The sequence below is a fragment of the Thermophilibacter sp. ET337 genome, assembly GCF_024733715.1.
Classification (GTDB): Bacteria; Actinomycetota; Coriobacteriia; order Coriobacteriales; family Atopobiaceae; genus Thermophilibacter.
Genome location: NZ_JANRHO010000014.1, coordinates 1 through 23,043, shown reverse-complemented (window position 1 = coordinate 23,043; position 23,043 = coordinate 1). Strand labels below are relative to the sequence as shown.

Genomic DNA, 23,043 nt, shown 5'->3' with positions numbered 1-23,043 from the left:
CATGCAGCTGAGAAGCGACATGATCAAACGAGGGCTGGCGCGCGCGCCGCACCGCAGCCTCCTGGCGGCCGACGGCCTCACCGACGAGGAGCTCGACCGGCCGCTCGTGGCCGTGGTCTCTGCCCAGAACGAGGTCATCCCCGGGCACCTTCACCTCCAGCAGATCGCCGACGCCGTCAAGGCCGGCGTGCGCATGGCCGGCAGCACGCCGCTCCAGGTCAACACCATCGGCGTCTGCGACGGCATCGCCATGAACCACGAGGGCATGCACTACAGCCTCACGAGCCGCGAGGTCATCGCCGACAGCGTCGAGTGCGCGGTCCAGGGCCACCAGTTCGACGCGATGGTCCTGATCCCCAGCTGCGACAAGATCGTCCCTGGCATGCTCATCGCCGCCGCGCGCCTGGACATCCCCACCGTGCTCGTCTCCGGCGGCCCCATGCTCGCCGGCCGCGGGCGCCACGGCGAGCAGACCGACCTCAACTCCCTCTTCGACGCCGTGGGCCAGGTCACCGCCGGCACCATGACCGAGGAGGAGTGCTCCTGGCTCGAGAAGACCGCCTGCCCCACCTGCGGCAGCTGCTCCGGCATGTTCACCGCCAACTCGATCTGCTGCCTCGCCGAGGCCCTGGGCATCGCCCTTCCCGGCAACGGGACCGTGCCGGCCGTCTACTCCGAGCGCATCCGCCTCGCCAAGCGGGCCGGCATGAAGGTCATGGAGCTCGTCGAGAAGGGCGTCACCGCGCGGCAGATCCTCACCCCCGCGGCCATCCACAACGGCATGGTGCTCGACATGGCCTTCGGCGGCTCCACCAACACGATGCTCCACCTCACGGCCATCGCCCAGGCCGCCGGCTGCCCGGTCACGATGGACGACTGGGACCGCGCCTCCGCGGAGACCCCCAACATCGTGCGCATCGCGCCCGCGGGGCCGCTCCACATCCAGGACCTGAACGACGTCGGCGGCGTCTCCGCCATCATCGGCGAGCTCGGCCGCACCGGGCACCTCGACCTCACCGCCCTCACCTGCCACGGCACCATGGCCGAGTGGGTCGCCTCCTGCCCGCCCGTCGACGGCGAGGTCGTCCGCAGCGTGGAAAACGCCTACTCCCCCGACGGCGGACTCAAGGTCATGCGCGGCAGCCTCGCGCCCGACTGCGGCGTGGTCAAGAAGAGCGCCGTCGACCCGGGCATGTGGCGCCACTCCGGCCCGGCGCGCGTGTTCGACTCCGAGGAGGCGGCCTGCGAGGCCATCTTCGGCGGGGCGATCAACCCGGGCGACGTGGTGGTCATCCGCTACGAGGGCCCGGCGGGCGGACCCGGCATGCGCGAGATGCTCACGCCCACCTCGGCCATCTGCGGCATGGGGCTCGCGAGCTCCGTGGCGCTGATCACCGACGGGCGCTTCTCGGGCGCCTCCAAGGGCCCGTGCATCGGCCACGTCTCCCCCGAGGCCGCGGCCGGCGGCCCGATCGCGCTTGTCCGCGAGGGCGACACGATCGATATCGACATCCAGGCCGGCACGCTCGAGCTGCGCGTCGCGGACGAGGTTCTCGCCGAGCGCCGCGCCCGGTGGGAGCCGCCCGCACCCAAGTACGCCACGGGAGTCCTCTCCCGCTACGCAAAGCTGGTCACGAGCGCAGACAAGGGGGCATACCTCTCATGATCACCGTTGAGGAGAAGATCGCCCGGCGACAGCGTGCCATCGAGGGGCGCCCGTTTGGCCCGGGCAGCCACACCGAGCACGAGGGCAAGACCATGACCGGGGCGCAGGCCATCATCGCCAGCCTCGAGGCCGAGGGCGTGGACACCATCTTTGGCTACCCCGGCGGCCAGGCCATCAAGATCTACGACGCCCTCTACGACTCCAAGAAGATCCATCACGTCCTCGCCCGCCACGAGCAGGGCGCCACGCACATGGCAGACGGCTACGCGCGCGCCACGGGCAAGGTCGGCGTGGTCCTCGTGACCTCGGGTCCCGGCGCCACCAACACCGTCACGGGCATCGCCACGGCCTACATGGACTCCGTGCCGCTCGTGGTCATCACGGGCCAAGTCACTCGCGGCGTCATCGGCACGGACGCCTTCCAGGAGTCCGACATCGTGGGCATCACCATGCCCATCGTAAAGCACAGCTTCCTGCTGCAGTCCACCGACGACCTCACGCGCACCTTCCGCGAGGCCTTCTACATCGCCTCGACCGGCCGCCCGGGACCGGTCCTCATCGACATCCCAAGTGACCTCTCCGGCTCCGAGATGGTCTTCCACTATCCCGACACCGTCAACATCCCGAGCTACCGCCCCACCTACAAGGGCAACGCCAAGCAGGTCAAGCAGGCCGCGCAGCTCATCTCCGAGGCGAGGCGGCCGCTGATCATGGCCGGCGGCGGCATCGTGGCCTCCCACGCCTGCCCCGAGCTCGTGGAGCTCGCCGAGCGCATGCAGATCCCCGTGGTCACCACCCTCATGGGCAAGGCGGCCATCCCCTGCTCCAACCCGCTCAACCTCGGGCCCGTGGGCATGCACGGCTCCAAGTACGCCAACATGGCCGTGACCGAGTCCGACCTCATCGTCGCCTGCGGCGCGCGCTTCTCGGACCGCGTGACCGGCAAGGTCTCCGAGTTCGCCCCGCACGCCAAGATCATCCACATCGACATCGACCCGGCCGAGATCGGCAAGATCGTCAACCCCGCCGTCCCCATCGTGGGCGACGTCAAGGTGGTCCTCGCCGCGATCAACGAGCGCCTCGAGAAGATGGGCGCCGCGCCGGTGGCCGAGGCCTGGCGCGACGAGGTCTTCGAGTGGCGCGAGCGCTGGCCGTTCTACACCTCGGACTTCGCGGACTACCCCGATAAGATCGCCCCCGAGGTCCTTCTCGAGACGCTCTCCGCCAAGCTCGACCCCCACGCCTCCATCGTCACCACCGAGGTCGGCCAGCACCAGATGTGGGCCATGCAGAACATCCACCGCGAGCACGCGCGCACCTTCATCTCCTCCGGCGGCCTCGGCACGATGGGCTTTGGCTTCCCCGCCGCCATCGGCGCCAAGATCGGCTGCCCCGACGAGCAGGTCGTCTGCATCGCCGGCGACGGCTCGTTCCAGATGAACAGCCAGGAGATGGCAACTGCCAAGATCAACGGCGTCAACGTCAAGGTCGTCATCATCGACAACCGCGCACTCGGCATGGTCCACCAGTGGCAGCACCTCTTCTACAACGACCGCTTCTCGTTCACCGAGCTCGCGGACAACCCCGACTTCGTCAAGCTCGCCGACGCCTACGGCTGGCAGGCCACGCGCATCTCGCGGCCCGAGGAGATCGACGCCGCGCTCGACGAGATGCTCGCCGCGGACGGCCCGTACCTGCTCGACGTGCTCATCCCCGCCGCGCAGACGGTCTACCCGATGGTCGCCCCCGGCGCCCCGATCGACGACATCATCGGCGCGCTCGACGTGACCCTCGGCGGCGTCCGCGTCACCGAGAAGGGCTTCGGCGAGGCCGGACGCCCGCGCCCGTCCCACGAAGGAGTTGATGAGTGATGAACTACCTGCTCTCAGTTCTCGTCGAGAACAAGCCGGGCGTGCTCTCCCGCGTCACGGGCCTCATCAGCCGCCGCGGCTTCAACATCGAGTCGCTCACCGTCGCCCCCACCGAGGACGAGAACCTCTCCCGCATGACCATCATCGTCGAGGCCGACGAGGTGGGCTTCGAGCAGATCACCAAGCAGCTCCACAAGCTCGTCTCGGTCTACAAGATCTCCGACCTCACCTACGAGGAGGCCGTCGAGCGCGAGCTCGTGCTCTTCAAGGTCCAGTCCTCCCCGGAGCGCCGGCACGAGGTCATCGAGATCGCCAACGTCTTCCGCGCCAAGGTCGTCGACGTGGGCAGGAACACGCTCACGATCGAGGCCACCGGCGCCGCGAGCAAGCTCGACGCGATGGAGGACCTCTTCCGCGGCTACGGCATCAAGCAGCTCACGCGCACGGGCAAGATCGCCATGGCCCGCGGCGCCCATGAGCAGTGACGAGAAGGGGCCGTCCCCTCTCATCGACCCGGCACCACCCGCCGTCCTTCTCGGCGGATGAGCATAGCAATAACGGCAAGACTAAGGAGAAAAGCATGGCCGTCACGATCTACTACGAGAACGACGTCAACCCCGAGGTGATCCTGGGCAAGAAGGTCGCCATCATCGGCTACGGCTCCCAGGGCCACGCCCACGCGCTCAACCTCATGGACTCCGGCGTGGACGTCCGCGTGGGCCTGCGCGAGGGCTCCAAGTCGGCCCAGGCGGCCCAGGAGGCCGGCCTCAAGGTCATGAGCATGGACGACGCGGCGGAGGAGGCCGACGTCATCATGATGCTCGTCCCCGACGAGATCCAGCCCAAGGTCTATGAGGAGCACGTCAAGGACCACCTCAAGGCCGGTGACACCCTCGCCTTCGCCCACGGCTTCAACATCCACTACGGCTACATCAAGGCCCCCGAGGACGTCAACGTCATCATGTGCGCGCCCAAGGGCCCGGGCCACATCGTCCGCCGCCAGTACACCGAGGGCTCCGGCGTGCCCGACCTCGCCTGCGTCGCGCAGGACGCCACCGGCGACGCCTGGGACATCGCCCTGTCCTACTGCTGGGGCGTCGGCGGAGCCCGCTCCGGCATCATCAAGGCCACCTTCAAGGAGGAGACCGAGGAGGACCTCTTCGGCGAGCAGGCCGTGCTCTGCGGCGGCCTCGTCGAGCTGGTGAAGGCCGGCTTCGAAACCCTCACCGAGGCGGGCTACCCCGAGGAGCTCGCGTACTTCGAGGTCTACCACGAGATGAAGATGATCGTCGACCTCATGTACGAGTCCGGCATCCACTTCATGAACTACTCCATCTCCAACACCGCCGAGTACGGCGAGTACTACGCCGGCCCCAAGGTCATCAACGAGCAGTCCCGCGCGGCCATGAAGGAGATCCTCGCCCGCATCCAGGACGGCAGCTTCGCGCAGGAGTTCGTCGACGACTGCAACAACGGCCACAAGTGGCTGCTCGAGAAGCGCGAGGAGATCAACTCCCACCCCATCGAGAAGACCGGCGAGAAGATCCGCTCCATGTTCAGCTGGATCAAAAAGTAGCCTCTCTGTTAATTGGGGACTGTCCCCAATTAACAGACTGCGGGCCCGGTGCTGCCATCTGCGGCGCCGGGCCCGTCGTTTGGGGCGCGCCGCAGGAAGGAGAGGGGCGGCGCGCCCCGGGGAGGAAAGGGCTTGCGGGACCTGAGCCAGAGCCGGAGCTAGAGCTCGAGGTTCTTCTCGGTCTGGCGGTCGAAGAGGTGGGCCACCGCGCCGGAGAAGGCGAAGGACACGGTGTCGCCCACGCGGATGTCGGCCGGGCGCTCGCCGTCCTCGGGGTTGTTCTGCAGGATGATGATGCTGTCCTTGCCGTCCACGCTCACGTGCAGGTGCACGGCGCTGCCCATCATCTCGGTGGTCTCGACGGTGCCGGTGAGGGAGTTCGGGCCCGCCTGCGCGCGCTCGATGTTCTCGGGGCGCACGCCGAGCGTGACGTCGCAGGTGCCCACGCCGCGCGCCGCGAGCCGCGCGCACTTCTCGGCCGGGAGCGCCACGGAGATGCCGTCGAGCTCCACGTGATAGGCGTCGCCGTCGCGGACCAGGCGCGCGTCGTAGAAGTTCATCTGCGGCACGCCGATGAAGCCCGCCACGAAGATGTTAGCCGGGGTGTCGTAGACCTCCTGGGGCGTGCCGATCTGCTGGACCATGCCGTCCTTCATGACCACGATGCGGTCGCCGAGCGTCATGGCCTCGGTCTGGTCGTGCGTCACGTAGATGAACGTAGAGTGGATGCGCTGACGCAGCTTGATGATCTCGGAGCGCATCTGGTTGCGCAGCTTGGCGTCGAGGTTGGAGAGCGGCTCGTCCATGAGCAGGACCTTGGGGTCGCGCACGATGGCGCGGCCGATGGCCACGCGCTGGCGCTGGCCGCCGGAAAGCGCCTTGGGCTTGCGGTCGAGAAGTGCGGTGATGCCCAGAATCTGCGCGGCCTCCTCGACGCGGCGGTTCATCTCGTCCTTGGGGGTCTTGCGGAGCTTGAGCGGGTACTCCATGTTGCCGCGGACGGTCTTGTGCGGGTAGAGGGCGTAGTTCTGGAAGACCATCGCGATGTCGCGGTCGCGCGGCTGGACGTCGTTGACCACGCGGCCGTCGATGCAGACCTCGCCGCGCGTGATCTCCTCGAGGCCGGCGACCATGCGCAGCATCGTGGACTTGCCGCAGCCCGAGGGGCCCACGAGCACGATGAACTCGCCGTCGGCGATCTCGAGGTTGAAGTCCTCCACGGCGACGACGCCCTCGTCGGTCACCTTGAGGTTGGCGTTGCCCTTCTTGGCGTGGCGGCGGTGGCCGGAGGTCGGCCCGTAGACCTTCTCGACGTGCTTGATGGAAACCTGGGACATGATGGGCATCCTTCCGATCGTTCTTCTCGGTGGTTCTTGTCTTGCGTGGTCCCGGGCGCGCCCGGGAAGGCGGCGGCGTCAGTGCGGGGCGCGGCCGTAGAGCTCCATGAGCCTCTTGAGCCTCTCCTCGAGCTCGGGGGTGACGTAGCCGGCGGGCATGCGCCAACGCCAGTTCTCGCCCACGGTGGAGGGCACGTTCATCCGCGCCTCCGAGCCGAGCTCGAGAACGTCCTGCATCTGCACGACGGCGAGGTCGGCAACGGAGGCCCAGACGCCGCGCATCATGCCCCAGCCCTCCCCCTCGTCGTCGTTGAGGCCGAGGTAGTCGCGCGCCGCGGAGGCGTCCGCCGGCAGGGCGTGCTCGAGCCACCCGAGCGCCGTGTCGTTGTCGTGGGTGCCGACGTAGGCCACGCAGTCGCGCGGGTAGGAGTGGGGCAGATAGGGGCTGCCGGTGCCGTCGAGGCTGTCGAAGGCGAACTCGAGCACGCGCATGCCCGGAAGGCCCGCGTCCTCGCGCAGGCGCGCCACCGAGTCCGTGAGGTAGCCGAGGTCCTCGGCGACGAGACGCTCGGTCCCGCAGGCCTCGCGCAGCCGCTCGAAGAGCGCGATGCCGGGCCCCTCGCGCCACCGCCCGCCCCGCGCGTCCTTGTCGCCAAAGGGGATGGCGTAGTAGGAGTCAAAGCCGCGGAAGTGGTCGATGCGCAGGATGTCATAGAGCCTGAGCTGGTACGACACGCGCTCGACCCACCACGCGTAGCCGTCGCGGGCCATGCGCCCCCAGTCGTAGAGCGGGTTGCCCCAGAGCTGGCCGCCCTCGGCAAAGCTGTCTGGGGGGCAGCCCGCCACCTCGGTGGGGAGGAGCTTGTCGTCGAGCTGGAACTGCTCGGGGTGCGCCCACACGTCCGCGCTGTCCGGCGCCACGTAGATGGGGATGTCGCCCATCACGAGGACGCCCGCGCGCGCGGCGTATGCCCTCAGGTTGTCCCACTGCCGGAAGAAGAGGCACTGCACGCCCTTCCAGAGCTCGATGCGCTCGGAGAGCTCGCGGCGCGCCTCGTCGAGCGCGGGCGCCTCGCGGCGCTTGAGGGGCTCGGGCCACGCGGTCCACGGCGCCCCTCCCCGGCTGTCCTTGATGGCCATGAAGAGGGCGTAGTCCTCGAGCCACGCCGACTCGCGCGCGCAGAACGCCGCAAGCTCCGCGGCTCGGCCCTCGCGCAGGCGCGCGACCGCGGCGCCGAGCACCGAGCGGCGCCCCTCGTAGAGCGCGGCGTAGTCAACGCGGAGCGGGTCGTCGCCCCAGGGGAGCCCCTCGTACTCCTCGCGCCGCAGGAGCCCCTCGGCCTCGAGGTCGTCGAGGTCGATCAGGTAGGGGTTGCCGGCGAAGGTCGAGAAGACCTGGTAGGGCGAGTCGCCATAGCCCGTGGGGCCCAGGGGCAGCAGCTGCCACACCGTCTGGCCCGACGCGGCGAGGAAGTCCACGAACTCGCGGGCAGCCCTCCCCATCGTGCCGATGCCCCAGGCAGACGGCAGCGAGGTCAGGGAGAGCAGGATGCCTGAACGCCTCATGGGAGAGCCTCCAATCCAAAAAACAAGTCGAAGTCGGTCGCGCGACCACGTGGTCGCACGCTTGCGGTGGTGCGGCGCCTGCGCGGGGCGCTACATCCTCAGCGCCAGCACGCTCTCTCTTCTGAGCAGGCGGAACGGCACGAACTCGTGCGCCGGCGTCCCGCGGCCCTCGACGGCGGCCATGAGCGCCTCGACGCCGCGCCTGGCGAGAAGACCGGTGTCCTGGCGGACGGTCGAGAGGCGCGGGACGCAGTACTGGGAGACGTCGAGCCCGTCGAAGCCCACGAGCGAGATGTCCGCGGGCACGCGGTAGCCCTGGTCCGAGATCGCCCTCAGGGCGCCGAGTGCGATGACGTCGCCCAGGGCGAAGATGGCCGTGAGGTCACCCGAGCGCGCGAGCAGACGCATCGTCGCCTGGTAGCCCTCGTCCATTGAGAAGCGGCACGGCTCGTAGCTGCGCTCGCGGTCGAAGGTGACCCCGCGGGCGCGGAAGGCGCGCTCGACGCCCTCGAGCCTGCGCGCGGAGACCTCGCTCACCCAGTTGCCGCCGATCACGCCGATGCGGCAGTGGCCCATCTCCCAGAGGTAGTCGATGACGCTCTCGGCCGCCGAGGCGTCGTCGGTGGTGAAGCTCGAGAGCGTATCGAGCCCCCAGTCCGCCGCTGTGTTGGTGAGCAGCACGCAGGGCACGCTGATCTCCGAGAGCCCCTCGATGAAGTGCCGCGGGGTCCCGCCGAGGAAGAGGAACCCCTTGGGGTGGCGGACCTTGTCGAGGTGGGCCGCGCGCGCCGCCTCGTCGGCGTCCTCGTCGACGAAGTGCACGCGGACCTCCTCATCGGCCTGGGCGAACAGACCCTCTGCCTTCTCGATGATGTCCGTGAAGAGCATGTTCTGCATGCCCTTGACGATGATCGCGTAGGAGGACGAGCGACCGCGCATCTTGAGGTGCCGGGCGTTGGTGTTGGGCTCGTAGCCCACGTCGCGCACGACCTGCAGCACGCGCTCGCGAGCGCGGTCGCTCACCCCGGGGTTGTCGTTGAGCACGCGGGATACGGTGCCCAGGCTGTAGCCGGAAAGGCGCGCGATGTCCCTGATGTCCACGGCTCCCCCTCTCTTGGGACTAACCCTTGACGGCGCCGGCGGCGACGCCCTTGATGATGTACTTCTGGCAGGACAGGTAGAACACCACGACCGGGATGACGGCCATGATCAGCGCCGCCATGATAGCGCCCATGTCCACGCGGCCGTAGGAGCCCTTCATGAACTGGATGACGATGGAGATGGTCTTGTACTTCGTGGTGTCGAGCACGAGGTACGGGAGCAGGAAGTCGTTCCATATCCACATGGTCTGCAGGATGCCCACCGAGATGAACGTGGGCTTCATGATGGGGACCACCACGGTGAAGAAGGTCCTGATGGGGCCGGCGCCGTCGATGAGCGCCGCCTCCTCGATCTCTATGGGGATCGACTTCACGAAGCCGCAGAACATGAAGACCGCGAGTCCCGCGCCAAACCCCAGGTAGACCACTATGATGCCCCACGGGGTGGAGAGGCCCAGGCGGTCGGCGATCATCGACAGGGTGAACATGACCATCTGGAAGGGCACGACCATCGAGAACACGCACAGGAAGTAGATGGCCTTCGTGAAGCGGTTCTGGACGCGCGTGATGTACCAGGCGCACATGGAGGTGCAGAGCAGGATCACCGCGACCGAGCCCACGGTGATGAACACCGTCCAGCCCACCGAGTCGAGAAACCCGTACTTGTCGATGGCGGTCTCGTAGTTCTCGAGCCCGATGTAGGTCTGCTCGGTGGGCAGCTCGAACGGCTCGAGGTTGATGAACATCTTGTTCTTGAACGAGTTGAAGAGCACGATGATGACGGGCAGAAGCCACGCCACGCAGAGAAACCCCATGAGGCCCGTGCCGGCCCAGGAGAGGGCCTTCCTCTCGGAGCGCTTCATCACTGCTGCACCTCCTTCGAGCGGGTGGCCCGCAGCTGGATCAGGCCGATGGCCACGACGATGACAAAGAAGATGACGGCCTTGGCCTGGCCGACGCCCTCCCAGCCCACGCGGCCGTAGAACGTGTTGTAGATGTTGAGGGCGAGCATCTCGGACATCTTGGACGGCTCGCCGGCCGTGAGCGAGAGGTTCTGGTCAAAGAGCTTGAAGCCGTTGGTGAGCGAGAGGAACGTGCAGATGGTGATCGAGGGCATCATCATGGGGATGGTCACGTCGATCAGCTTGCGCCACGCGCTCGCGCCGTCGATCTCGGCCGCCTCGAGCACGTCGTCGGAGATGGACTGGAGACCGGCGATGTAGATGATCATCATGTAGCCGATCTGCTGCCACGCCACGAGGATCACGAGGCCGACGAAGCCGTACCACTCGTTGAGGTTGATCGCCTGGGAGTATTGGGCGAGGACGCCGTTAAGGATGAGCTGCCAGATGTAGCCGAGCACGATGCCGCCGATGAGGTTGGGCATGAAGAAGACCGTGCGGAACAGGTTGGTGCCGCGCAGCTTTCTCGTGAGCGCAAAGGCGATGGCGAACGCCACCACGTTGATGACGACGACCGAGACCACAGTGAAGAGCGCCGTGTACCAGAACGAGTGCTGGAAGACGGTGTCCTGGAGCGCCAGCACGTAGTTCGAGAACCCCACGAACGTGGCGTCGGTCACCGTGGTGAACTCGCACAGGGAGAGGTAGAGCCCCAGGACGAACGGTGCCACGAAGCCGATGATAAAGGCGAGCAGCGTGGGCAGCACGAAGATGGGGAGGTACTTCTTGATCGACTTCTCCACGAGAGACCTCCTTTCCTATAAGTCCTTTGGTTATGAGAAGGGCGGCGAGTGGTGGGGTGCCACCCGCCGCCCCAGCAGGGGTAGATCTGCGCGGCGCCCTATGCCTTGGACGCGGCAGCCTCGGTGGCCCAGCCGTCGACGAAGGCCGTCTTGACGGCGTCCCAGTTGGCGTCGGTCTGGTCGGCGGCGTAGGTGGTGAGGGCCGATCCCACGCCGTTCTTCCACTCCTCGGAGGGCATGGTCGAGAAGCACCACTTGACCGGGGTCTTGTCGGCGTTGATCTCGTCCGCGAGGTTGTTGAGGACGTTCTCGGTCTCGAGGTTGGCCTCGAACGGGATCACGAAGCCCATGCCGGGGTCACCGGAGGGCATGGCGCCCTCGGAGCCGCACATGGCCTGGACGCCCGTGTCGGAGGTGACGCACCAGTTGATGAAGTCGAGCGTGGCCTGGATGTCCTCCTCCGGGGCGTTCTTGTTCACGCACCAGTAGTTCTCGGAGCCGGTGCAGATGCCCTGGTCCTCCTCGCCGTCCACGCCAATGTAGATGGGCAGCAGCCCGAGGTTGTCGTCGCCGATGCTCGAGATGTTGGCGTAGTCCCAGGTGCCGTTCTGATAGAACACGCACTGACCGGTCACGAACTCGGCGGTGGCGTCGTCGGCCGTCTTGGTAGAGAGCAGCGTGGGCTCGCAGGTGGCGTTGTTGATGTAGAGGTCCCAGATCTGGCGGTACTCGGGCAGGTAGGTGCCCTTGATGGCGTCGGTTGTCTCGATGCCGTCGGCCTTGTACTCGTAGTAGATCGGCAGGTTGGCGAGATGGGTCTTGAAGCGCCAGTCGGAGGAGCCGTCCATGCCGGCCGAGCCAAAGGCGGAGAAGCCGAGCTCGTCCTTGCGGGCGGTGATGTCCTCGGCGACCTTCTTGAGGCTCTCGAAGTTGGTGATGTCGTCACCCGTGTAGCCGGCCTTCTCGAGCAGGGACTTGTTGTAGATGATGCCGTAAGACTCGATGACGTACGCGATGCCCTTGACCTTGCCGTCATCGCCCTTGAGGGCGTAGTCGTCCTTGGTGAGCTGGGACATGATGTCCGCGTCGTCGAGGTCGTAGCAGTAGTCCTTCCAAGAGGCCAGGCCCACGGGGCCGTTGACCTGGAAGAGCGTGGGGGCCTCGGTCTTGGCCATCTCGGACTTGAGGGTGGTCTCGTACTGGCCGGAGGCGGCGGTCATGACCGTCACGGGCACGCCCGTCTCCTCGGTGTAGAGCTCGGCGAGCTCCTGCCACTGGGCGTCCTGCTCGGGCTTGAAGTTGAGGTAGTAGACCTTGCCGGAGGCCTGCTGCTCGTCCCCGCCCTCGCCCGAGGGGGTGTCGTTGCCGTTGTCGCAACCCGCCAGGGCGACCGCGCCCATGCTCGCAAACAGTCCCAGGCCCGCCGTGACGAACTGACGCCTCTTCATCAACATGTCGTTCTCCTTCCGGCCTTCCTTCGAAACGTCCTCTTCTTTGGAAACGTTTCATTTCCGTTAGGCATATTTGAGCATACGTTGCAAGATGGGGCAACCAATTTCCGCCAGAAATCCCGGCTGCGGTCATTTTGCTACCGCTTGCGCTCTTGCAATCGCAGCGTCGCTATTTATCTGCGCTTTGTCCTTCTCGCTAATCCCTCGTCTCAGTTTTATGCTTTCCAGCCCCTGCTTGTGAAGTACCGATAAGGACGAGTGTCCGTTCAACCCTCGGAGCGTACCGCTCACAGGGCCTCCTCTGCGTTTCAGAATATTGAAACGTTTCCACACGGGACCGGCAACACAAGCCCATCACTCGGCACGTGAGGGCGAGGCCCGGCGCCAGCCATGCGGCGCCGGGCCCGACTCTTGCCCAGGGGCTACCTCGCGAGACGCCGCGCTACCGGCAGCCGTACCAGCCGATGCCCTCGTCGACCCAGCCGAGGGAGACGAGCATGTCGCGCTCGGAGGCGTCTGCGGTGTAGTTGTGCGTGCCGTTGGTGGCGTTGGGGTTGTACTGACGATAGATCGGTGCGCCCGACTCGTCCTCCGAGTACCAGCCGATGCCCTCGCCGGTCCAGCCCACGCTCACGAGCATGTCATACTCGGCCTTGTCGCGCGTGTAGTGGTGGTCTCCGCCCGGGATGACGGAGTTGTAGAGACGATAGACCGGCGTGCCGTCGATCGGGGCGAGCCAGCCGGCGCCCTCGTCCTTCCAGCCGGCGGCGACCAGGTCGGCGCGCTCGGACTGCGTGGACGTGTAGAAGTGCTCGCCGGTGTTGGGGTTGTAGAGGCGCCACATGACGACGTTCTCGCCCTCGACGTAGCCGGGAACGTCCTCGGGCTCGCTGAGCTGCGGAGGCGTGACGGGATCGTCGACGGGCGGCACGACGGCGCCGCCGCTCACCTCGAAGGTCTTGGACCAGGTGCGACCGCCCCACGTGGTCGCGGAGATCGTGGCGCGACCGGAGCTCACGCCCGTGACCACGCCGGTGGCGTCGACCGAGGCGACGCTCGGGTCGGAGGACTCCCAGGTGAGACCGTCCCCGTCAAACGTGCAGAACACCGCGTCCCACCCGGCGTTGGGGATGCAGAGCCAAAGGGTGTAGGACTCCCCCGCCGCGAGGGGCTGCGGATCGAGCTGGGCCTCGTTGAGGTTGAACCCCACGCGGTCGACCGGCACGTACGCGGTGTCAAAGTAGAGGGTGGCGTATCCCGTCGCCACGACGGGATCGACCGAGCCCTCGCCGGCACCCGTGCCAAAGAGCTGCACCCAGTACGTAACGTCCCCGAGGCTGAAGCATCCCACGCCGATGGAGCTGAACGAGGACCGCAGGATGTTCTCGCGATGACCCGTGCTGTTCATCCACTGGTCCATGGTCCCGTCGGGCGTGAGCGACCCGGCGGCGATGTTCTCCCCGGACGCCTTGGGCGAGACGGTGAAGCAGCTCGAGCCGTCCGGCCTCGTGTGGGAGAAATAAAGGGCGAGCTCGGCGGCGCGCACCATCGCCGCCTCGGTGAGGTCCTCGTCCATCGTGAGCGCGGGGACGCCGTTGGCTGCGCGCTGCTGGTTCACCAGGTCGACGACCTGAGTGGCATAGTAGTAATGGAACGTGCCCGAGACCTGGATCATCTCGATGTCGTCATCGGCGAGCAGCTGGATCCCGTCCGCGCCCTCCGGGGCGTTCGTGAGCTCCAGGGCGGAGTCCGCCCGCGCGGCGGCGGGCGCCACCGCAAACGCAAGGCACGCCGCCAGCAGGGCGGCGAACACGCCCACAAATCCTCGGGTCTTCGCTCTGGTCATACGCGACCCCCTCTCTCATGTGGCGGCACGCGGGCCGCCCGCTTAACCGTTCCTGAAAGTATAGGTTTCACGGGCGGGCTCAACGACGCGCTCACGTACGGGCGGCACGCACTTCTTGGTGGCGTTAGCTTCTCGGACAGAGGGCGTGACCTAGAGCGCCCGGCCAGCCCGACGCAAAAAAGGGGCGGCGCCCCGTTGCGCCGCCCCGCCTCGTCTGTACTTTGGAATCACCTGTCTTAGCGTCGTATGTCTGACAGGGCGATTCAATGTCTGGACCCGCTCCGTAGCTTCCTTCATCAACCCAACCCGATGTACGTATCGGAAGACGTTGGCGAGTGCGCTCGCCCGAAGCTACAGGGTCTCGGTCGCGCGGAAGGCGGGTCCAAACCCTGCTATCTGATCGCTGTTCACTGGACTCGCCTCCTCTTCCGGTCGCTTTGTGGGTAGCGACGATTGTCTGTTACTCCTCTTTTCTCCCGCATCCGCCGGCTTTACACCGGCGTTTCCGACTCCTCCGCGGACGGTCGCGTTTTACCGGCAGACGGCACAACACCTACGTCGTGGGCGAGAAGCTCGGCAAGTTCGCGGCTCGAGTGCACGCCCAGACGCGTGTAGGCGCGGGCCCGATACGCGTTCACCGTTCCCGGCGCCACGTGCAGCCGATCACAGATTAGCTGCGTCCCCGCCCCGCTCGCGATCCACGTCACCACACGCGCCTCAAGCTCGCCCAGCCCTCGGCCGCGCAGGTAGAGAACACAGCGGTCCTCGTCGGCAAGAAGGCTCTCGGCGAGCTCGCCCCTCGGCAGAAGCGCGGCGGATGCGACCCAGAGCACCCCAAGCGGGTATCCCACCATCGCCGCGACGCTCAGCCAGTCATTGCTCACGCTCATAAGTCCAAAGAAGTTGATGAAGGGAGAGCTCTGCCCGGGCAAACCTCCCAGAAGGAGCCCCTGGAGCGCCACCGCGCCGCAGAGAAACGCAAGCCTTGGCGTCATGGACGGCCGCACCCACGGGCGCAACCCCCTCACTCGCGCAACCACAAGGGCAACCACGGGCGGCGCCAGGAGAATCGACAGGACAAGAAGCGCACCGAGCGCCGAGAAGGACGAGACCAGCAGGGCGAGCAGCTTGGCCCCGCAAAGCCCCACGACGAGCAGTCCGGGCACGAGCGGGGACCCAACGTCGATGACGTCGTCCTTATCGGCAGGAACCACGGGATCGAGCTCGTCCAGCGACGCTATGCCGAGCTTCTCGCAGGCGCGCGAGCGATATGTGGCCACGGAGGAGGCACTGATCGAGAGGGCCTGGGCAATCTGCGCCTGGGTGCGGCCGGAAAGGAGCCCCTGGGCGACGGCGCGCTCGCGGTCCGTGAGGCGCGTTGCGGCGGCAAGTTCGTCAAAGGGCGTGCTCGCACTGTGCTTCTCGGGTTTCTCACCCTTCTCGGAGGCACCCGTCCCCCACAAGACGCCCGTCACCGCCCAGACAAGCATGGAGGCATAGCGCAACGCCGACTGGGCGCCCACGAGAAGGCGATAGAAACCGTAGGACACGGATTCCAAGCCGCCGTTTCCATACACCATCGAGAGCTCAAGGAGCAGCGAGGCGAGGTAGGCAACGCTGCAGACAGCCGCGATCAGGACAATGGAGCGCGCATGGCGCCTCAGGCGGTCAACGACGACATAGGCCAGCGCAGCCACGAGCACAGAGAGCGGCAGAGACGACGACCACACAAAGTCGAGCGGGCTCATACCCAAATTCGAGACGTCGCCGGACATCTGCGCGCAGAACTTAAGGTAGTACGTCCCCGCCGGGGCGGCAACAAGGACCACGCCCCAGAGCACCCAGAAGGACATCCGAACCGATCTTCTCGCCTTCATTGCGTCTCCTCTCTTCCCCCTGATGCGCCCATCGTAGGCAAAGACGCAACGAACGTCATGTCGCGGATGCTATGCAACCGTCCGCGACACGACGTTTACCAAGAAAAAAGCGCCCCGTGCACGATGCCCGGGGCGCGATGATGCGAAGGGACTGTCCCTTTGTCACCTACTCGGCGAGGGCCTTCTTGGCGACCTCGGCGATGTCGGCGAAGGTGGCCTCGTCGCTGTAGGCGATTTCGGCAAGGACCTTGCGGTCGAGCTCGACGCCAGCGAGCTTGAGGCCGTGCATGAACTGGCTGTAGGAGAGGCCGTTCATGCGAGCGGCGGCGTTGATGCGCTGGATCCACAGGGCGCGGAAGTCGCGCTTCTTGTTGCGACGATCGCGGTAGGCGTACTGGCCGGAGTGCTGAGCCTGCTCCTTCATGCCGCGGAAGGTGCGGGAACGGACTCCGTAGTAACCCTTGGTGCGCTCGACGAGCGTCTGACGCTTCTTACGGCCGGCGACGGCGCGCTTGACTCGTGCCATATCTAATCAACTCCTCGTTGGTGGTGCGTATCGGGGCGCGTCTGCGCCTAGTTGGAACCCATGCGCTGGGAGACGGTCTTGACGTCGGCAGGAGAGATGACGGTCTCCTGGCGGAAGCCGCGGATGCGCTTGGGCGACTTCTTGGTGAGGATGTGGCTCTTGAACGCCTTGGCACGCATGATCTTGCCGGTGCCGGTGCGGCGGAAGCGCTTCGCCGTACCCTTGTGCGTCTTCATCTTGGGCATGCTAGTTCTCCTTCTCCGTAGTGACGTTCTCGTCCTCGGCCTTGGGCTTCTCGTCAAAGGCGCCCTTGATCGGGACGATGGTCATGTGCATGTTGCGGCCCTCCATGAGGGGCTTCTGCTCGACGTTTGCGACGTCCTTCAGGTCCTCCGCGAGGCGATCGAGCACCATGCGACCCTGCTCCGGGTGGGCCATCTCGCGGCCGCGGAACATGATCGTGATCTTGACGCGGGCGCCCTTCTTGAGGAAGCGGATGACGTGACCCTTCTTGGTCTCGTAGTCGCCCACGTCGATCTTGGGACGGAACTTCATCTCCTTGACCTCGACCTTGGCCTGGTTCTTGCGAGCGGCCTTGGCCTTGCGGTCCTGCTCGTACTTGAACTTGCGGTAGTCGAGCATCTTGCAGACGGGAGGCTCCGCGTTCGGCGCGATCTCAACGAGGTCGAGGCCCTGGTCGTGGGCGATCCTCAGCGCGTCGCGCACGCCAAAAAGACCCATCTGGGAGCCGTCGATGCCGATCAGGCGGCAGGTGCGGGACGTAATCTCCTCGTTGATGCGAGGACCATCGTTCCTGGCTATGTCGAGCTCCTTCCTCTCTCATCCGCGGCTTGCGCCGCAAAAAAACTCCCGGCACCACAGGAGGCGTCCGGGAGACATCGCTCGCCGCAAAGGGCGAGAAGAACATACGTTGTCTGACCAGACAGCAACCGTGAGGCGCCGTGTAGGTGGGGACCCATGTTCGATCCCACTTCGCAAAAGCACACTTGACGAGAATAGCACGAGGCCTGGCTCGCGGCAACGGGTTTTTCTCGCCAGAGTATCTCCACATGTTGCGGGCGTGACAGTTGGGCCGTGTGACAATTGAACCTATCCTAATTGTCACGCCCCAGCTGTCACGCCCGCCGCTAGGCCCTAGAGCTTGAGGGAGGCCGACTGCACGTAGGCGCGCGCCTGGTACTCGCGGTCGAGGTCGTAGAGGCCCTTGGGGTCGCAGCCAAAGAGCTTCATGTTGGTGACCATGTCGCGGGCGTTGGTCTCCTCCTCGCCCTGCTCCTCGACGAACCAGTCGAGGAACTTCATCGTGCGCACGTCGTGCGCCTCGTGGGCGACCTCGTAGCAGTGGTGGATGAGGCTCGTGACGTACTCCTCGTGCTCGAGCCCGGCCTCGAGCGGCGCGAGGTCGCTCTCGAAGGTCTTGTCCGGCTTGGCGATGGCCTCCATCACAGGACGGAAGTCGTTGTCGAGCAGGTAGCGGCGGATGGCCAGCGCGTGGTCCATCTCCTCCTTGGCCTGGATCTCGTACCAGTTGGCAAAGCCCTTGAGGCCGCGGTCGTCATAGTAGTCCGCGAAGGTGAGGTAGAGGTAGCTGGAGTAGAGCTCCTTGTTGATCTGCTCGTTGAGGACGGCGGTGACTTCGCTGGTGAGCGCCATGGGACCCTTCTTTCTGACGGCTTCGGCCTGACACGTTCACTATATACCCCGGTGGCGAGAACAACGCGCGGTCTGATATAGTTCTTCTCACCTGACGCACGGCGTCCAGGCCCGAGTGGCGGAATTGGCAGACGCGACGGTCTCAAAAACCGTTGAGGCAACTCGTGCGGGTTCGAGCCCCGCCTCGGGCACCAACGCTTCCCCAGAAATCCACCTTGTAGAGACGCCCTAGCGCAAAAACGGGTTTCTCGCCAGCTCTACGGCCATCGAGGTCTCGGGCCCGTGGCCGCACAAAAGCATGGTCTCGGGAGCGATCTCTGCCGCCATGCGCCGAAGCGAGGACAGGATGGCGCGCTCGTCGCCGCCGGAGAGGTCGGTGCGGCCGTGGCTTCCCGGGAAGAGCGTATCGCCGACGAAGGCCACGCCCTCGGCGCTGCCCCCGCCCACGAGCACGATGCCGCCGGGCGTGTGGCCGGGCGTCTCCATCACGGTGAAGGTGGCGGTGCCCACCTCGATGACGTCGCCCTCGGCGAGCAGGCGACCGGCCTCCGGCGCGTTCTCGTCGTAGCTGCGGCCGACCTCGCTCATCTCGCCCGCGTGGCGAGCGAGCTCGGAGTCGGCGGCGTGGATGGCGAAGGGGGCGCCCGTCGCGCGGCAGAGCGCCGCGGCGCCGCCGACGTGGTCGCCGTGGCCGTGCGTGGCCGCGACGCAGGTCACGCGGACGTCACCGAGGTGCCCGGCCACCGCGGCGCCCGATCCGCCCGGGTCCACGACGAGGCACTCCTCCGCGCTCACCCAGGCGTAGCAGTTGGTCTGCAGCGGCGTCACCACGAAGTGGCGCAGCTCGTCTCTCTTGTCGCTCATCTCACGCTCCTCACGTGAACAGGGCCGCGTCCCCGCGTCGCGTCAGCGGACGCGCTGCTTCATCTGGTTGGCGCCCTCGCCGGGCATGATGCGGCGCGCGTCGTAGACCGAGGGCACGCGGCTCACGGCGGAGAGCAGGACGTCGAGCAGGCTCGCGTCGGAGATCGCCACGAGGAAGCGCAGGCGCGCGACGCCCTGGGCGCTCGTCTGCGTGGCGGCCGAGAGGATGTTGGCGCCGGCGTCGCCGATGGCCACGGTGATGTCCTTAAGCAGGCCCATGCGGTCGGTGGCCTCGACGACGATCTCCACGCGAAACTCCGTGGCGCCCGAGGTGTCCCAGGCGACCTCGATCATGCGGTCGGGGTTGCGCATCAGGTCGGTCACGTTGGGGCAGTTGGCGCGGTGCACCGAGACGCCCCTGCCGCGGGTGATAAACCCCACGATCTCGTCGCCGGCGACGGGGTTGCAGCAGTGCGCGAGGTGGACGAGAAGGTCGGGGTCGCCCTTGACCACCACGCCGCAGTTGCTGCGCTTGCGCTTGCCGCGCGCGGCCTGGGTGAGCGCGTAGGACTTCATGACCGGCGTGCCCGACGCCATGGCGCGCTCGTGCTCGGCGCGGCGCTCCGCCTCGGCGGCGGCCGCCGCGAGCTGCTCGGGCGAGCCCTCCTCGAGGATCTCCTCGATGCGGTTGGCGGCCTGCTTGAGCGAGACCTTGCCGGTGTGGACGCCCGCGAACAGGTCGTCCGGCGAGCGCAGCTCGAAGGACTCGCACACGCGCGCGATGGCCTTGACGGTTCGCTTGGTCGAGATGCCGTAGCCGCGCTTGCGCAGCTCGTGGGCGAGCTCGGTGCGGCCCGCCTCGGCGTCGTCGTTGCGGTTCTGGGTCGAGAAGTACTTGCGGATCTTGGCGCGCGTGGAGGGCATGACGACCATGCTCATCCAGTCGCGGCTGGGCTTGGCGTTCTTGTTGGTGAGGATCTCGACGCGGTCGCCCATGGAGAGCGTGTAGGACAGCGGCACGACCGAGCCGTTGACCTTGGCTCCCACGCAGTGGTTGCCCACCTCGGTGTGGACGGCGTAGGCGAAGTCGAGCGGCGTGGAGTCGCGGCGCAGGCTCATGACCTCGCCCTTGGGCGTGAAGACGAAGATCTCGTGCTCGAAGAGGTCCACGCGCAGGTTGTCGAGGAACTCGTGCGGGTCGTCGATGTCGTCCTCGGTGGCCCAGTCGAGCGTCTTGCGGATCCAGTTGATCGTGGAGTCGATCGCGCGGTCCTCGGCGCTCATGCGCCCGCGGGAGTTGCCCTCCTTCTTGTAGAGCCAGTGCGCGGCGATGCCGTACTCGGAGGCCTCGTGCATCTCCGCGGTGCGGATCTGGATCTCGATGGGCTTGCCGTCGGGGCCCACGACCGTCGTGTGCAGGGACTGGTAGAGGTTGGCCTTGGGCGTGGCGATGTAGTCCTTGAAGCGCCCGGGCATGGGGTTCCACAGCGAGTGCACGGCGCCGAGCGCCGAGTAGCAGTCCCCCACCGTCTGGGTGATCACGCGCAGGGCGATGAGGTCGTAGATGTCGGAGAACTCGCGCCCCTTGCGCGTCATCTTCTGGTAGATGCTCCAAAGGTGCTTGGGGCGGCCGGTGATCTGGTAGTTCTTGAGGCCTGCCGCCTTGAGCTCGTCGTCGAGCGTCTTGATGGCCGTCTCGGTGTCGTCCTCGCGCTGGGCGCGGGAGTCCTGCACCATGCGGGCGACCCGCTGGTACTCCTCGGGCTCGAGCCAGAAGAAGGCGAGGTCCTCGAGCTCCCACTTGACCGAGGAGATGCCGAGGCGGTCGGCCAGCGGCGCGTAGACGTCCATGGTCTCGCGCGCCTTGAACTGGCGTCGGTCGGGCGGCAGCGCCGCGAGCGTGCGCATGTTGTGCAGGCGGTCGGCGAGCTTGATGATGACCACGCGGATGTCGCGGCTCATGGCGAGGAACATCTTGCGCAGGTTCCACGCCTGCTTGGCGTCCATGGAGGAGACCTGGATGGAGGTGAGCTTGGTCACGCCGTCGACCAGGTCGGCGACGGTCTCACCAAAGAGGTCGCGCAGCTCGTCGAGGGTCGCCGGCGTGTCCTCCACCGTGTCGTGCAGCAGGGCGGCGCAGATCGTGTCCTCGTCCATGCGCAGGTCGTGCGCGAGGATCAGGGCGACCTCGACGGGATGGTTGATGTAGGGCTCGCCGGAGCGCCGGCGCTGGTCGCGGTGGTAGTCCGCGGCAAAGCGGTACGCGCGCTCGACCTTCTCGCAGCCCTCCTCGTCCAGGTACGTCTCGCAGGCCGCCTGGAGCAGGCGGTAGTTGGCGGCGTCCGGGACGCCCTTCTTGGGCCTCGCGGTCGCGGCGGGCGCCGTCGCGGGCGCTGCCGCGGGCGTCTTCTCCGGGGCGGCCGCGGGCGTCTCCTCGCGCCTGGTCTTGTCGTCGCTCATCGCATCTCACTTCCCCTCGGAGACGATGATACCGAAGTTCGGCGCGATGGGGCGGTTGATGCGGGCGAGAAGCTCGTCGACCGGCGCCTCGAGCGCCCAGCGGCTGAAGTCCTCGAAGGCCCGCTGGAGCCTGAGGCCCTCGAGGTAGCACGCGGACTGCGTGAGCTCCATGCGCTCCGGCGCGCTCGCCATCGAGACGCGCCGCGACGCCCCCCAGCCCGTCACCGCGCAGAACCCGAGCTCCGAGAAGACCGAGAGCCCGGAGGCGACCTCGCGCTCGTCGAGCGCCGATCCCGGCTCGCGGGAGCGCGCGGCTCGGGCGATGCCCTCGTCGTCGAGCGTGACGGCGCCGCCCGCCCGGCATAGGGCCACCAGGGTGCGGTAGAGGGTCACGAGCTGGTCGCGGCCGGGGGCGGCCGCGCCGAGGATGGCCTCGCCGGAGGGCACGTCCGCGGGGCCGAAGAGCAGGTGCACGGTCGCCGGGGCCCCGTCGCGGCCCGCGCGGCCGCTCATCTGGTTGAACTCGACCTGTCCGAGGGGCAGGCCCAGGAGCACGACGTGGCGGATGCCGGGAAGGTTCACGCCCTCCCCGAAGGCGCTCGTGGAGACGATGCAGCTGAGCTCGCCCTCTCGAAACGCCCGCTCGACGCGCAGGCGCGTCTCGCGCGAGAGCCCGGCGTGGTAGTAGGAGACGCGCGCGGCGAGCGCGGGGAGGGCGTGGCGCAGCATGCGGACCGTGGACACCGCGCGGGCGCGCGAGGGCACGTAGACCATGCACTTCTCGCCCCCGGAGACGAGCGAGGCGAGAAGCGCGTCCGCGTCGCCCGCGCCGCGCTCGTCGTCGAGGGCAAGGTTGTCGCGGACCGCCTCGTCGACGATGACGTCCGACTCGTCTATGGAGAGCAGCTCGCAGATGCCGCGGGCCGACTCGGGAGAGGCGGTCGCGGTCACGGCGAGCGCCACGGGATGCCCGAGATCGGTCAGGACCGCGGGCAGCTCGAGGTAGGCGTCCCGGTCGCCGGGGGCCGCCACGCCGGCGTGATGCGCCTCGTCGACGACGACGAAGCCCACGCGACGTGACGCCGCGAAGCTGGAGCGATGGATTGAGAGGAACTCCGGCGTGGTGAGCACGACGTCGACCGACCCGCCGGCGAGCCCCTCGAAGACGCGCCTTCGCTCCGACTGCGTCGTCTCGCCGGTCAGGACCTCGACGGAGACCCCGACCCCCGAGAGCGCCTCGCGCAGATGGAAGGCCTGGTCGGCGACAAGGGCGCGCAGCGGGTAGACAAAGACGCTCGCGCGACCGGAGGCGATGGCCTCGCGCGCGGCGTGGAGGTGAAAGATCAGCGACTTTCCGCGCCCCGTGGCCATGACGGCGAGGCAGGAGCGCCCGGCGGCGAGCCGCTCGAGCGCGGCGCTCTGGGCGGGCAGCAGGCCCGCGTCGCCGATCATCTGACGCCTGAGCGCGTCGAGCAGAGCCCCGTCGTCGAGCCCGGCGAGCTCGGCGCGGCGCCTCGCGGCCGG

General features: G+C 67.2%; 19 protein-coding genes and 1 tRNA gene. 5 read left to right on the top strand and 15 right to left on the bottom strand.

The window, feature by feature from the left end; genetic code table 11:
• Nucleotide 1 precedes the first annotated feature (1 nt).
• The 4 genes from ilvD (at nucleotide 2) to ilvC (ending at nucleotide 5,113) form a co-directional block, all read left to right on the top strand.
• Nucleotides 2-1,666, top strand: a complete 1,665-nt coding sequence (ilvD, locus tag NW198_RS09450) for a dihydroxy-acid dehydratase (protein WP_258340918.1) — start codon at nucleotides 2-4, stop codon at nucleotides 1,664-1,666.
• Nucleotides 1,663-3,537: a biosynthetic-type acetolactate synthase large subunit gene (gene ilvB, locus NW198_RS09445; RefSeq protein ID WP_258340917.1), complete on the top strand. Its 1,875-nt coding sequence runs from the start codon at nucleotides 1,663-1,665 to the stop codon at nucleotides 3,535-3,537. The genes ilvD and ilvB overlap by 4 nt, the downstream gene beginning before the upstream one ends.
• Complete coding sequence (ilvN, locus tag NW198_RS09440) at nucleotides 3,537-4,022, top strand: acetolactate synthase small subunit (protein WP_087316437.1); 486 nt, start codon at nucleotides 3,537-3,539, stop codon at nucleotides 4,020-4,022. Before ilvB ends, ilvN begins: the two co-directional genes overlap by 1 nt.
• 95 nt (nucleotides 4,023-4,117) lie before the next feature.
• Nucleotides 4,118-5,113 (top strand): ketol-acid reductoisomerase, encoded by a 996-nt coding sequence (gene ilvC, locus NW198_RS09435; protein WP_087316439.1) that lies wholly within the window; start codon nucleotides 4,118-4,120, stop codon nucleotides 5,111-5,113.
• 158 nt (nucleotides 5,114-5,271) lie between these two features.
• Here ilvC and NW198_RS09430 read toward each other — a convergent pair whose 3' ends face one another.
• The 12 genes from NW198_RS09430 to NW198_RS09375 form a co-directional block, all read right to left on the bottom strand.
• The gene (locus NW198_RS09430; RefSeq protein WP_087316441.1) at nucleotides 5,272-6,450 is read right to left on the bottom strand and encodes an ABC transporter ATP-binding protein; all 1,179 of its coding nucleotides are present in this window, start codon (nucleotides 6,448-6,450) and stop codon (nucleotides 5,272-5,274) included.
• A gap of 78 nt (nucleotides 6,451-6,528) precedes the next feature.
• On the bottom strand, nucleotides 6,529-8,016 hold the full coding sequence (gene malQ / locus NW198_RS09425; protein ID WP_087316443.1) for a 4-alpha-glucanotransferase: 1,488 nt from the start codon (nucleotides 8,014-8,016) through the stop codon (nucleotides 6,529-6,531).
• A 90-nt stretch (nucleotides 8,017-8,106) separates the two neighbouring features.
• On the bottom strand, nucleotides 8,107-9,117 hold the full coding sequence (locus tag NW198_RS09420; protein WP_087316445.1) for a LacI family DNA-binding transcriptional regulator: 1,011 nt from the start codon (nucleotides 9,115-9,117) through the stop codon (nucleotides 8,107-8,109).
• 19 nt (nucleotides 9,118-9,136) lie between these two features.
• On the bottom strand, nucleotides 9,137-9,979 hold the full coding sequence (locus NW198_RS09415) for a carbohydrate ABC transporter permease (protein ID WP_087316447.1): 843 nt from the start codon (nucleotides 9,977-9,979) through the stop codon (nucleotides 9,137-9,139).
• Nucleotides 9,979-10,821, bottom strand: coding sequence for a carbohydrate ABC transporter permease (locus NW198_RS09410; RefSeq protein ID WP_087316449.1), 843 nt, complete (start codon nucleotides 10,819-10,821; stop codon nucleotides 9,979-9,981). The genes NW198_RS09415 and NW198_RS09410 overlap by 1 nt, the downstream gene beginning before the upstream one ends.
• Nucleotides 10,822-10,919: 98 nt before the next feature.
• The gene (locus tag NW198_RS09405; RefSeq protein ID WP_087316457.1) at nucleotides 10,920-12,272 is read right to left on the bottom strand and encodes an ABC transporter substrate-binding protein; all 1,353 of its coding nucleotides are present in this window, start codon (nucleotides 12,270-12,272) and stop codon (nucleotides 10,920-10,922) included.
• A 442-nt stretch (nucleotides 12,273-12,714) separates the two neighbouring features.
• Nucleotides 12,715-14,118 (bottom strand): CAP domain-containing protein, encoded by a 1,404-nt coding sequence (locus NW198_RS09400; RefSeq protein WP_258340916.1) that lies wholly within the window; start codon nucleotides 14,116-14,118, stop codon nucleotides 12,715-12,717.
• A gap of 491 nt (nucleotides 14,119-14,609) precedes the next feature.
• Nucleotides 14,610-15,995, bottom strand: a complete 1,386-nt coding sequence (locus tag NW198_RS09395; protein WP_258340915.1) for a helix-turn-helix transcriptional regulator — start codon at nucleotides 15,993-15,995, stop codon at nucleotides 14,610-14,612.
• Between the two features lie 166 nt (nucleotides 15,996-16,161).
• A complete protein-coding gene (gene rplT, locus NW198_RS09390; protein ID WP_087317016.1) occupies nucleotides 16,162-16,521 on the bottom strand; it encodes a 50S ribosomal protein L20 in 360 nt (119 codons plus the stop codon).
• A gap of 47 nt (nucleotides 16,522-16,568) precedes the next feature.
• Nucleotides 16,569-16,766 carry a 50S ribosomal protein L35 gene (rpmI, locus tag NW198_RS09385; RefSeq protein ID WP_087317019.1) on the bottom strand — a complete coding sequence of 66 codons (198 nt, stop codon included), beginning with the start codon at nucleotides 16,764-16,766 and terminating at the stop codon, nucleotides 16,569-16,571.
• A 1-nt stretch (nucleotide 16,767) separates the two neighbouring features.
• On the bottom strand, nucleotides 16,768-17,343 hold the full coding sequence (gene infC / locus NW198_RS09380) for a translation initiation factor IF-3 (protein WP_087317021.1): 576 nt from the start codon (nucleotides 17,341-17,343) through the stop codon (nucleotides 16,768-16,770).
• Between the two features lie 333 nt (nucleotides 17,344-17,676).
• Entirely contained in the window at nucleotides 17,677-18,195 is a 519-nt protein-coding gene (locus NW198_RS09375; protein WP_258340913.1) for a ferritin, read from the bottom strand.
• A gap of 109 nt (nucleotides 18,196-18,304) precedes the next feature.
• Between NW198_RS09375 and NW198_RS09370 the strand changes: the two genes are divergently transcribed.
• Nucleotides 18,305-18,389, top strand: a tRNA-Leu gene (locus tag NW198_RS09370).
• A gap of 34 nt (nucleotides 18,390-18,423) precedes the next feature.
• On the opposite strand, the gene NW198_RS09365 is transcribed toward NW198_RS09370, so the two are convergent.
• From NW198_RS09365 to NW198_RS09355, 3 genes are all read right to left on the bottom strand, one after another.
• The gene (locus NW198_RS09365) at nucleotides 18,424-19,059 is read right to left on the bottom strand and encodes an MBL fold metallo-hydrolase (protein ID WP_258340912.1); all 636 of its coding nucleotides are present in this window, start codon (nucleotides 19,057-19,059) and stop codon (nucleotides 18,424-18,426) included.
• 42 nt (nucleotides 19,060-19,101) lie between these two features.
• Nucleotides 19,102-21,519 (bottom strand): bifunctional (p)ppGpp synthetase/guanosine-3',5'-bis(diphosphate) 3'-pyrophosphohydrolase, encoded by a 2,418-nt coding sequence (locus NW198_RS09360; RefSeq protein WP_087317027.1) that lies wholly within the window; start codon nucleotides 21,517-21,519, stop codon nucleotides 19,102-19,104.
• A 6-nt stretch (nucleotides 21,520-21,525) separates the two neighbouring features.
• Nucleotides 21,526-23,043: helicase-related protein (locus NW198_RS09355; protein ID WP_258340911.1), on the bottom strand; the 1,518-nt coding region annotated here is incomplete at its 5' end.